The sequence below is a fragment of the Streptomyces scopuliridis RB72 genome, from assembly GCF_000718095.1.
In the GTDB taxonomy this organism is placed as follows: Bacteria; Actinomycetota; Actinomycetes; order Streptomycetales; family Streptomycetaceae; genus Streptomyces; species Streptomyces scopuliridis.
Genome location: NZ_JOEI01000021.1, coordinates 18496 through 30202, shown reverse-complemented (window position 1 = coordinate 30202; position 11707 = coordinate 18496). Strand labels below are relative to the sequence as shown.

5 protein-coding genes and 1 pseudogene are annotated in these 11707 nt (G+C 72.9%); 3 read left to right on the top strand and 3 right to left on the bottom strand.

Features of this window, described 5'->3' with window-relative positions; translation table 11 throughout:
- Nucleotides 1-9: 9 nt before the first annotated feature.
- A complete protein-coding gene (locus tag IF11_RS0125935; RefSeq protein ID WP_420894601.1) occupies nucleotides 10-4986 on the bottom strand; it encodes a hypothetical protein in 4977 nt (1658 codons plus the stop codon).
- Between the two features lie 5 nt (nucleotides 4987-4991).
- A complete protein-coding gene (locus IF11_RS0125930) occupies nucleotides 4992-5894 on the bottom strand; it encodes a DUF4132 domain-containing protein (RefSeq protein ID WP_030354141.1) in 903 nt (300 codons plus the stop codon).
- A 150-nt stretch (nucleotides 5895-6044) separates the two neighbouring features.
- On the opposite strand from IF11_RS0125930, the pseudogene IF11_RS39295 reads away from it, so the two are divergent.
- Nucleotides 6045-7073, top strand: a pseudogene (locus IF11_RS39295) (sirohydrochlorin chelatase); the annotation flags it as partial.
- Between the two features lie 23 nt (nucleotides 7074-7096).
- Here IF11_RS39295 and IF11_RS0125920 read toward each other — a convergent pair.
- Nucleotides 7097-8578, bottom strand: a complete 1482-nt coding sequence (locus IF11_RS0125920) for a peptidoglycan D,D-transpeptidase FtsI family protein (protein ID WP_030354139.1) — start codon at nucleotides 8576-8578, stop codon at nucleotides 7097-7099.
- A gap of 181 nt (nucleotides 8579-8759) precedes the next feature.
- Between IF11_RS0125920 and IF11_RS0125915 the strand changes: the two genes are divergently transcribed.
- The gene (locus IF11_RS0125915) at nucleotides 8760-10133 is read left to right on the top strand and encodes a deoxyguanosinetriphosphate triphosphohydrolase (protein ID WP_030354138.1); all 1374 of its coding nucleotides are present in this window, start codon (nucleotides 8760-8762) and stop codon (nucleotides 10131-10133) included.
- A 253-nt stretch (nucleotides 10134-10386) separates the two neighbouring features.
- Entirely contained in the window at nucleotides 10387-11664 is a 1278-nt protein-coding gene (locus tag IF11_RS0125910; RefSeq protein ID WP_030354137.1) for an NAD(P)/FAD-dependent oxidoreductase, read from the top strand.
- Nucleotides 11665-11707: the final 43 nt, after the last annotated feature.

Below are 11707 nucleotides of genomic sequence, written 5' to 3'. Positions count from 1 at the left end.
CTGTCTCCGTCATCGTCTGCCTCCCCGGCCGCTCCGGCCCTGGAACTCCTCGAACCCCGGCGCATCACCTTCCACGACCCGCCGCCACGCGGCCTCATACAGCTCCGGCACCGGCCGGTCGGGCACCACATAGAGCGGCAGCGCCCACGGCAGCAGCGCCGTCTTCCAGCTCTCCGCGGGCAGCCGCGGCGTCTGCTGCTCCAGCCAGCCTCCCGGCAGGAACAGCGAGCGGCCCGCCCGCGCGCGCTTGGCCTCCACCACCAGGTCCGTGGCGGCCAGTTCGGCCCGCGCCTTCTTCAGCCGGGCCGGCTTCCACCCCGTCCACTCGGCCTGGTGGCGGTCGGTCGGATCGGGCAGCGCGAGCAGCATCAGATAGAGCACGGCGGCGTCCTCGGAGAGCCCGAACCGCTCTGCCACCTCGCCCACCAGCGCCGGCGCACCGAGCCGCGGGTCCTGCGGGGGACCCGGCGGGCCGTCCGCCGTGACCAGCTCCATGAACTCCGCGCTGAGCAGCGTCCGCAGCGCCGTCAACTGCGGTGCCGCGCCCGCCGTCGCCGCCAGCAGCGTCAGATCCGGATGGTCGGGACCGCCCTCGCGCCGTCCCGGTCCGTCCGCCCCCTCCGCGGGCAGTACGGCCGAGGGCCGCACCCACACCGTCTCCCAACGGCTCCCGTACCGCGAGGGCGTGAGCACCAGCGCCGACGAGAGCTCGAACATCTCCTTGTCCCCGGCGCCGCGCTCCGGCGCCAGGCCGCGGGCCTCGCGCAGCCGCCCGGACACGGCGTCATAGGCGGCGTCCCGGTCGACCCCGAGATGCAGCAGCAGCCCGGGGTCGGCCAGCCGCTCCCGCAGCATGCGCGCGGTGACCGGCAGGACCTCGCGCAGCGGGTCGCCGTACGGCAGCCGGTACGCGAGCCAGCGCAGCGCGTCGACCGTGGCACAGAGGGTGGATCCGGTCAGCAGCAGCCGTGGCTCCGCCGGCTCCAGCTCGCCGTCGGCCATCCGCTGTTCGGTGCGGCCGGTCAGCTCCTCCCGCCACTCGGGGTTGAGCGTGTCCTGCACCGAGGTGCCGCCGCCCATCTCGGCCACCAGCTGTCTGATCAGCGCGGGCGGTACGGGCCGTCGCCTGCCACGCGCCGCGATCCACGCCTCCGTCAGCGGTTCCAGCGCGAAACCGGTGGTCCACAGCTCCGCCACCCGCTCCGGACCGGTCGGCAGCAGCAGCGCGCTGAAGGCCCGCCGCTCGCCGACGCTCAGCGCGCCGAGCGTGGCGACCCCCGCCCCCACCTCGGCGTTCTTCGCGTCCAGCGACTTCAGATACGCGGCGGGCAGCACCCCCTGGCCCCGATAGCTGCCCATCTCCGGGGAACCGAGCTGGAGCAGGCCGCCCGCGGTCGCGGCGATCCCGACCCGCTCGGCGAAGTCCAGGGCCTGCTCGGGGCGGTACGGCAGCGGGCCGCGCTCCCGTACCAGCTCCATGACCCGGCGCAGCACCGGCACCCGCACCGGATCGTCCGCCGCGCCCAGCACCTCGGACTCGATGAGCACGCATCCGTCCCAGCCACCGAAGGCCCCGGCCGGGTCGTACTCCACGCAGTGCCAGTACGCGTCCTTCTCGTCGGACCGCAGCCGGCCGAGGATCACCAGCCGCCGCGCCCCCGCGTGCCGAACCTCACCGGCGAGCTTGCTCTCGTCGCTGCCGGGGATCCGCAGCTCCACGGCGCGCAGCCGCCCGCGCGGGTCGATCAGCAGCGCGTCACCGTCCGCCTCGACGGTCAGCGCCGCGTCGAGGAACTCCAGCAGCGCGGCCCGGTGTTCGTCGGAGGTGGCGGGCGAGGCGGCGCGCAGCGTGAGCGCCGCCATCCCGGCTCCGGCCAGCGTCACCCACCCCTGGCCCGTCCACTCGATCGGTGTGTGCCCTGGGACCGCGTCCGGCGCCAGCGCCTTCGGCAGCAGCCGGATCTGTTCGAGGACCGTCGCGCTTTCCTTCGGCACATGGTGGTAGAAGTACCGGTACGTCGGGACGGCGAAGCCATGGAAGGCCTTGCTCAGAACGGTGTCGTGGGCGTGCCGGACCTTCTTCTCCGCGTTCTCGGAGGCCGGCCCCCGCGCCGCGCGCTCGGCGACCTTGGCGATACGTCCGCTGTGCCGCGCCGCCTCGTCCACCAGCCCGGCCACGCCCGCCACCAGCCCGGGGTGCGTCACGTCCGGGAGCAGGCGGCGCACCGCCGCCTCCGCCTTCGTCCCCTCGGCGACGGAGGCCAGCAGCGCCCGCGCGTCTGCCTCCGTCACCGCGCGCAGCGCGGCCGAACCCCGTTCATCACGCGTCCGCAGCGCGTGCCAGTACGACAGCGGAGCCACCAGCGGGGTGCCCGCCGCGTACGCGCCACCCCGTCCGCCGTCCTCGAACCGCGCGAGCTGGATGCCGTCGGCGTCGTACAGGGAGACCGACGCGCTGTAACCACGGGTCTCGCGCGGATACAGCGAGGCCCCGCCGGGCAGCCGCAGCGGCGGCACCGGAATGCCGTCGCTGAGATGCTCGACGCGTGCCCCGGCCGGGACCGGCACGGCGGGGCTGCGGCCGCCGTCCACCGAACAGGCGGTGAGCGTCCCGTCCTTGGGGTCGTACGTCACCCACCAGCCCAGCAGCCCGTCCTTCGTGCCGAACGGCGAGGACTCCAGACCGGGCTGTACGGGCAGCAGCCGGCAGGCCCGCTCCAGCAGCTGTACGCCGCCGCTCGCCAGCGCCGAGTCGAAGAACGCGGGCACCGACACCCGGCCCCTGCGGGCCGACTCCGGGTCGTACTCCCACCACTGGTTCTCGTGCAGCACCCATACGGAGATCCCGTCCGAGGCGACCGGGCGGCGCTCCGCCGCGAACGAGGTGTCGCCCGCGTACACCGGCCGCCCGCCGTAGCAGCGTCCCCCGTCGGGCAGCTCCAACGACGGTGTCTGGGAGTCCGTCCAGTGGTCGCTCAGGTCGCCCTTGGGCTTGAACACCTCGGCGGGACGGCCCGACCACACGGCCCGCCGCTCGTCGCCGTACCCGTTGGCGATCAGCCACTGGCCCCCGGCGTAACGGATCGTCATCGCGTCCCAGGAGCGGGACGAGACCGCCGGGGGAGTCAGCGGTCGCTGGTCGAGCACGGCCATCGGCCCGACCGCCGCGACCTGCGTGTCGACCCGGACGAGCAGGGCGGGCCAGGAGTCCCGCATCTGGTACCACCTGTCGGCGCGGTAGCCGTAACGCTGTCCCGACGCCTCCGGGTCGACTGTGCCGAGCCCCGGCAGTGCCTCGTCCAGAGCGGGCCAGCCCAGCTCGTCGAGAATGCCCGCCCGCAAGGTCCTAGCCAGGGCGGGAGCGGGCGAGACCGCCGTGATGCGCCGCACCGCCTCCGGAGCGGTGGCCAGCACGGACGGCGAGGAGAAGCGGCTGAGCCGCCGCAACAGGCTGTTCAGCCCGGGCAGTCCGAAGGGCCGCGACAGATCGTCGGCGCGGTCGGTCAGCCAGCCCACGAGCACGGTGCGCAGAGCGGGATGGTCCACGATCCGGCCGAGCCGCTCCGTGGAATCACCGCTGTCGGCCACCTGCTCCACGCCCGTGCGCAGCAGGTGCGTGAACCGGGGATCGCTGGTCAGCGCGACCAGATCCCTGCGCCCCTCGCGGTCATCCGTCAGCCAGTCGGCCAGATGGAGGTTCGAGGTGCCCTCCGAGGGATCGGCGACCGGCACGCCCCATGCCAGACAGGCGTCGAGCAGATCCAGATCCGCCGTCACGCGCCGGCCGTAGCCGCTGAGCAGCCGTACCGGCGTGCCGTCGGCCACCAGCCGCTCCACCAGCCGTTCCACCAGGGTCAGTTCGGCTTCGAGGCGTACGGTCGTCCGCCAGCCGCGCTGCCGGTGCCCGGCCCAGGACGACAGCCACTCGGCGGCCGGGACCGTCCCGTCCACCAGCAGCTCGACCGCCCCGCACCGGTCGAGCAGCGCCAGCCAGGACGCGTCGAACTCCTCGGGCCTGTCACCGCCCGTGGCGGGCAGCAGCGTCAGCAGCCGCTCCCGTACGGAGCGGTCCTCGGCCGCGATGGCGGCCAGGGAGGGCAGCGCGGCCTTCCAGAAGCTCCCCGCCGCGCGGTTCATCGGGCCGGTGTGGATGATCTCGGCCAGCAGCGACCGCTCCTCGGCGTCCGCGTCCAGCCCTGCGCCCTTCGCGAGGCGCCGCAGATCCTCCAGCATGCCCGCGTACGGGGCGAGCCCGGCCGCGCACCGCTCCAGCGACACCGCCCTGAACTGTCCATACGCCTCGGCCGCCGACAGCCGGACCGTCAGCGCCTTCGCGTGTTCCCGCAGCGCCTTGCCGGTCAGCGCGCCCGCTCCGGCGAACTCCAGGAAGACCTCGCGCAGCCGCTCCTCGTCGACCTCCAGCGCGTGCCGCTGCTCGGCCGCCCGCGCCTTGCCGAAGAACACCGAGGCCTGCTGCCGGGATTCGACGGCCAGGAAGAGCCGTGCCACCTGCTCGTAATAGGTGGGCAGGAAATGCGGGACGGACCGGTCGAGCCGCTCGCCGATCTCGTCGAACCCCTCTTTCGCCAGCCCCGGCTTGGTGCCGACGAGCCGGGTGAGCCGCTCCATCTCCTTGACGACGGCCAGCGCGTGATGGCCATTACCAGGGTCGTTCACCAGCGCCCAGGCTGGGAAACCGAGCGACTGCCGCTTCACCTGCCCGACCTCGGACACCTCGGCCGCGCCGAACCCCAGGTACTCCAGGGCGAGATCCTCGGCGGCCCCGATCGCCCCCGGCACCAGCCGTACCACCGCGCGCTCGTCCAGCGCGGGATGGCCGTACGCACGCGCCGTCAGCACATCGCCCCCGGCACCGCCGAGCGGCAACACCGCACCCGCCTCCAGCAGGTCCCTCCCGAGCCGCTCCTTCTCCGGAAGGTCGCCCGCCGGCTTCCCGTTCACCGGTGTCCCGCTCAGCGGTCGCATGTCGCTCACAGCGCCTTCTCCTCATCGCTCTCGACCACACGGCCCGCGTACACCAGCGCGGCCATCCGCTCGCCCTCCGACCAGGCGACCGGCCCCACTTCAGCGAGCGGCAGCCGCCGCCCCGCCGTGTCACGCCACTCCAGCGAGCCGGTCAGCGCCTCCGACTCGGGGTAGTCGTCCCCCAGCCAGTACGCCGCCTCCAGCTGCCGGCCGTCCTCCACCAGCGGGCAGACCGCCTGGCCGCCGCGCACCCGGTAGCCGAGCGAGACCGCGCGGGCCGTCGCATGCCGCAACTGCGCGAACTTCCCGTCGGCGTACGCCCGCCACTCCTGCGCCGGACCGCCCCCCGCGGCGCCCTCGGCCGCCTCCGGCCGCCGCCACACCTCGCGGAACAGCTGCTCCGCGCCCTGCTCGACCCCCAGCTCCGCCGCGAACTCCCGTAGCTCCGCGAGCTCTTCGAGCAGCACCGGATGCGGAATCAGCACCGTCTCCACCTCGGCCGGCTCCAGCCACACCGAGTCCCCGTCCAGATCGACGATCCCCAGCCCCCGCGCCGGATCGGCGTCCCGCAGAAAGCCCGCGCGCTCCGTGTCCGCCGAGCCGTCCGCCCCCACCGGGGCCACGACGAGATCCCGCAGCGCCGACTGCCAGGCCGCGTCCGGCCACACCCGCGCCAGCAGCGCCACCGGCACCGGCAGCGAACGCACCAGCCAGGTGTCCACCTGCTCCCGGCACTCCCGCTCGTGCCGCTCCAGCCACTCCGCCAGCTGCCGAAGCCGCACGACTTCCGCGTCGTCCTTGAGCTTCGGCGGCACCTGCTTCAGCGCCCGCCCCGCGGCGTTCCGGCACAGCACGCGCGTGCCGTCCAGCGCGACGGCATACCCGCCCGTTGTCTCGATCCAGCCCATGGCAGGACCCCTCCCCGACCTTCTGGTTCCGAACTGCCATCACCGTAAGTGAGGGGTCTGACAATGCCCCCGAGCCGTCGGTGAGGTGGTGGAAAACCCCCGTCACCACCGTGCAACCACCCGGCAATCAGGACCCGCCACGATCGGTTCATGACGGAGCCGGCACACCACCGCATGTCACCCCCACGACCCCCCGCACTGCCCGAGCCGCCCGCACCGGCCACGCGGGAGTCACGGGACGAGGAGCCGTTCCCCTTCGACACCGCGGGGCAGTTGCTCACCCGGATCACCGAGCGACTCGGTCATCAGCTCAGCCACGTCGCACGGAACGGAACCCGCAACGAGACCGGAAGCGACACCCGCGGCGGCACGCGCGACGACACCCCCACCTCCCCGCTTCCCGCCCCCGCGAGCCCCGCCCTCACCGACCGTGCCCCCAGCCATCCCGCACCCGCGCTCGTCGTCGTCGCCCACGGCAGCCGCGACCCGCGAGCCCTGCGCACCATCACGGCGCTCCTCGACCGGGTCCGCGAGCTGCGCCCCGGCCTCGACGTACGGCTCGGCCACATCGAGCTCAACGAACCGCGGCTGCCCGACACCCTCGCCTCCCTCGGCGCCGGCCGGGCCGTCCTCGTACCCCTTCTCCTGAGCCGTGGCGTGCACATCAAGCGCGACCTGCCCGCCTTCGCCGCCGCCGCGCCCCACCTGCGCACCCGCGTCGCCGCCCCGCTCGGACCGCACCCGCTGCTGGTCGAGGCGCTGTACGCCCGGCTCGTCGAGGCGGGCTGGCCCACGGACCGGCGCCACGGCGCCGGGATCGTCCTGGCCGCCGCCGGATCACGCGACCCCGAATCGGCGGTGGACACCCGCCGTACGGCCGTGATGCTCAGCGAGCGTTTCGGCGGGGTGCCGGTCGTCCCCGCGTACGCGTCCGCCGCCTCGCCCACCGTCCCCGACGCCCTGCGCGCCCTCGCCGCCCGGGGCCGCCACCGCACCGCGATCGCCTCGTACTTCACCGCGCCCGGCTACTTCGCCACCCGCAGCGCCGCCGCCGGGTCCGGGCTCGTCGCCGCGCCCCGGATCGCCGCCGCCCCGCTCGGCGCGCACCCGGCGATGGCCCGGCTGCTCCTTCACCGCTACGACGAGGCCCTGGCGGCGCCCCTGACGGCACCGCGCCCGGGGAGCCCGGAGGAGAGCGGGGTTCACTCGTCGAGTACGGCCTTCATGACGCTCTTCGCGATCGGAGCGCCGAGCCTGCCGCCGGAGATATCCGCCCGGGAGATGTCCATGTCCGTGGGGTCGATGAAGACCGCGACCGCGACGGAGGCGTCGCCCTTCTGGCCGTAGGAGACGAACCAGCCGTACGGCACCTCCTGGCTCACATCGACCCCGCGCTGCGCGGTGCCGGTCTTCCCGCCGACCGTGACACCGTCGATCAGCGCCCTCTTCGCGCTGCCCTCCGCGGCGGTGAACTCCATCATCTCCCGCACCTGTTCCGCGGTGTCCTCGGAGACGGCCCGGCTCTTGAGCGCGGGCTCGTGCTTCTCCAGCGTGGAGAGATCGGGGCCGCGCAGCTCCTCGACGATGTAGGGCTGCATCAGCTTGCCGCCGTTGGCGAGGGCGGCGGTCACCATGGCCATCTGCATCGGGGTGCTGGTGAGACTGCCCTGACCCATGCCCGTCAGCGCGGTCCCCGGCCGGTCCAGCTTGTCGGGGTAGAGGCTCTTGGTGGCCAGCATGTCCCCGAAGTCCTCGGAGTACACATCGGCGTTGAACCCGAACTTCTCGGCCGTCTCCCGCATCTTGTCCGCGCCGACCTTGGCCGCCGCGTCGAGGAAGACGTTGTTGCAGGAGTACTGCATGGCGGTCTTCAGCGAGGCCTTGTCGCACACCTCGTCGCCCGCCTCACTGCCGATCTTGTTGCTGGAGAGCGGCAGGGGATACGGGGATTCCGCGTCGGACGCGGCGTCGATGTCCGTGACCACGCCGTGCTCCAGGGCCGCGGCGGCCGTGAGGATCTTGAACGTGGAGCCGGGCGGATACGTCTCCCGCAGCGCCCGGTTGGCCAGCGGCTTGTTCTTGTCGGCGTCGAGCGCCTTGAAGGTGTCGCCCTCCTTGAAGGACAGCCCCGCGAAGACGGAAGGGTCGTAGGAGGGCGTGGAGACGAGCGAGAGCACCCTGCCGGTCCGCGGATCGAGAGCGACGACCGCGCCCCGGGCGCCGAGATCGGTCAGCCCCTTGTAGGCGGCCTGCTGTGCCTTCGGATCGATGGTGGTGATCACATCGCCACCGCGCGGCTTCTCGCCGGTCAGGACATCCAGGGCGCGCCCGAAGGCGAACCGGTCGTCCTGTCCGCTCAGCACCTTGTCGTACGTACTCTCCAGCAGGGACATGCCCTGGGCCTGCGAGGCGTAGCCGGTGACCGGCGCGTACACCGGCCCCTCGGTGAAGGTCCGCCGGTAGGCGAACTCCGCGTCCGTGACCTTCCGCGAGCCGGTGACCGGCCGGTCTCCCACGATGATGTCCCCGCGCGGCTGCGAGAACTGGGCGATCTTCACCCGGCGGTTGTTCTCGTGGTTGGCGAGACTGTCGCTCTCGATGAACTGCAGCCAGTTGGCCCGCACCAGCAGGGCGAGTACGAGCACCCCGCAGAAGATGGCGATACGCCTCAGCGGCTGGTTCATCGAGCTCTCCTCTCCCGCGCACCCGCGCGGTCACCTTCACGCACTCGCACGTGGTCACACTTTCGATCTTCCTGGTAAAGATGCGACGTATCGTCCAGCGGTTCCGGCGAGTCGGCGACGCCCGCGCCGGGAGCCGCGCCGGGAACCCGCACCTGTCACCCGCGCCGGTTACCTTCGGTGCATGGCAGGCACCACCGACAGCACCACACCGCACCTCCCGGAACCGGCACGCGGGTACGACGACGCGGCCACCGAACGCTGGGCACCCGAACCCGACAAACGTCCGGGCCGCACCGCGTTCCAGCGCGACCGCGCGCGCGTACTGCACTCCTCCGCGCTGCGCAGGCTCGCGGGCAAGACCCAGGTGGTGACCCCCGGATCCCGCAGCCAGGAGTGGGACGCCAGCCCCCGTACGCGGCTGACCCACTCCCTGGAGTGCGCCCAGGTCGGCCGCGAGCTCGGTGCGGCGCTCGGCTGCGACCCGGATCTCGTCGAGGCCGCGTGTCTCTCCCACGACATGGGCCACCCGCCCTTCGGCCACAACGGCGAGCAGGCGCTCAACGACTTCGCCGCCGACTGCGGCGGCTTCGAGGGCAACGCCCAGTCGCTGCGGCTCCTGACGCGTATCGAGCCCAAACGTTTCGTACGGTCCGAAACGGTGACCCCGGCCACACACGCGCCGGCGGCCGGTGACCCGGGCAACGGCGGTCTGGTCAGCGTCGGCCTCAACCTCACCCGGGCCGCCCTGGACGCCGCCACCAAATATCCCTGGCCGCGCGGCGCACACCCCACCGAGCCGGGCTCGGCGAAATTCGGTGTGTACGAGGACGATCTGCCGGTCTTCACCTGGGTCCGCGAGGGCGCGCCGGCGGACCGTATCTGCTTCGAGGCACAGGTCATGGACTGGTCCGACGATGTGGCCTACTGCGTCCATGACTTCGAGGACGGGCTGCACGCCGGGCATGTCGACCCCGCCGCGCTCACCTCCGCCTCCGAGCGGAGCGCGATCTGGACGGTGGCCATCGGCCGCTACGTCCCCGCCGGCACGGACCCGCAGGAGCTGGCCGCCGCGCTCGACCGGCTGATGGCGCAGGAGTGGTGGCCGCACTCCTACGACGGATCCGCCGTCGCGCAGTCCTGGCTGAAAGACGCCACCAGCCAGCTCATCGGCCGGTTCTGCGAAGCCGCCGAGGGCGCCACCCGCCGGGCGTACGGTACGGGCCCGCTCACCCGGTACGCCGCCCAGCTGGTCGTCCCGCGCGAGGCCCGGCACGAATGCGCGGTTCTCAAGGCCGTCGCCGACCGCTATGTCATGCAGCGCGCCGAACAGGAAGTGCTCCGCGCCGACCAGCGGATCGTCCTGGCCGAGCTGGCGGGCGTGCTCACGGCCCGCGCCCCCGAGGGGCTCGATCCGCAATTCCGCGCGCTGTTCGAGGCCGCCCGCGACGACCGGGCCCGTAAACGCGTCATCGTCGACCAGATCGCGTCACTCACCGACGCGGCGGCCCGCTCCCTGCACGCCGGACTCACCGGCCGCCGCCCCTCACCGCTCTGACACCGTCGGGCGACCACCGCGCACACGTACGGCCCGCGCGGACCCGCGGATGGTCCAATGAGTGGTGCTCCGATGAAGGTGGTGCGATGAAGGGGTGACATGCGCCCCTCATGCCTCACGGCTCCTGATCATCGATTGCACGAGAGTAGCCGGATCACAGCAGTGAGACATGCCCGTGGAGCGCTCCCTCTTTCGCCATCACGCTCCGTGCGGGACGCTCGCAGATGGCGGCAGCGCGAAGAGGAGGCATCAAGTGGTCGACGCACACCGGACATTTGTCATCGTCGGCGGTGGACTCGCCGGGGCCAAGGCGGCGGAAACCCTGCGTGCGGAAGGGTTCACCGGCCGGGTGATCCTCATCGGTGACGAGCGCGACCATCCCTATGAACGCCCGCCGCTGTCCAAGGGCTATCTGACCGGTTCCGAGGAGCGGGACAGCGTCTTCGTGCACGAGCCCGCCTGGTACGCGCAGGCCCAGGTGGAGCTGCATCTCGGCCAGACCGTCACCTCCATCGACCGGGACACCCGGTGCCTGCATCTCGGCGACGGCGCCTCCGTACGGTACGACAAGCTGCTGCTGGCCACCGGCGCGGAGCCGCGCCGCCTCGACATCCCCGGCACGGACCTGGCGGGCGTCCACCATCTGCGCCGCCTCGCGCACTCCGACCGGCTGCGCCAGGTGCTCGCCTCCCTCGGCCGCGACAACGGCCATCTGGTGATCGCCGGCGCGGGCTGGATCGGTCTGGAGGTCGCGGCGGCGGCCCGCGGCTACGGCGCCGAGGTCACCGTCATCGAGACCGAGGAGACCCCCCTCCTGCGGGTCATCGGCCCCGAGCTGGGCCAGCTCTTCACCGATCTGCACCGGGAACACGGCGTACGGTTCCACTTCGGCGCCCGGCTCACCGAAATCACCGGACAGGACGGCATGGTCCTCTCGGCCCGCACGGACGACGGCGAGGAACACCCCGCCCATGACGTGCTCGCCGCGATCGGCGCCGCCCCGCGCACGGCCCTCGCCGAGGCCGCCGGGCTCGCTCTCGCCGACCGCGCGGAGGGCGGCGGGATCGCCGTGGACGCCGCGCTGCGCACCTCCGACCCCGATATCTTCGCGGCGGGGGACGTGGCCTCCTTCCCGGTCTCCGGCTGGGGCGCCACCCTCGCCACCGACCGGGTACGTGTCGAGCACTGGGCCAACGCCCTCAACGGCGGCCCGGCCGCCGCCCGCGCCATGCTCGGCAAGGACGTCGTCTACGACCGGATCCCGTACTTCTTCTCCGATCAGTACGACCTCGGCATGGAGTACTCCGGCTGGGCCCCGCCCGGCTCGTACGACCAGGTGGTCGTGCGGGGCGACGCCGGAAAGAGGGAGTTCTGCGCGTTCTGGCTGAAGGACCGCAGGGTGCTCGCCGGTATGAACGTCAACGTGTGGGACGTCACCGAGGACATCCAGCGCCTCATCCGTTCCGGTGCCCGGCAGGATCTGGACGCCCTCGCCGATCCGGGTGTCCCGCTCGGCTCGCTGCCCGCCTGACCTGGACCGGACGGCCGCGACGGCCCCTGCCGCGTACCGGACG

What these genes read in the sequence shown, in the direction of transcription:
- IF11_RS0125935 (WP_420894601.1), bottom strand. Translation starts at nt 4,986, where the DNA reads ATGCGACCGCTGAGCGGGACACCGGTGAACGGGAAGCCGGCGGGCGAC.
- IF11_RS0125930 (WP_030354141.1), bottom strand. Translation starts at nt 5,894, where the DNA reads ATGGGCTGGATCGAGACAACGGGCGGGTATGCCGTCGCGCTGGACGGC.
- IF11_RS0125920 (WP_030354139.1), bottom strand. Translation starts at nt 8,578, where the DNA reads ATGAACCAGCCGCTGAGGCGTATCGCCATCTTCTGCGGGGTGCTCGTA.
- IF11_RS0125915 (WP_030354138.1), top strand. Translation starts at nt 8,760, where the DNA reads ATGGCAGGCACCACCGACAGCACCACACCGCACCTCCCGGAACCGGCA.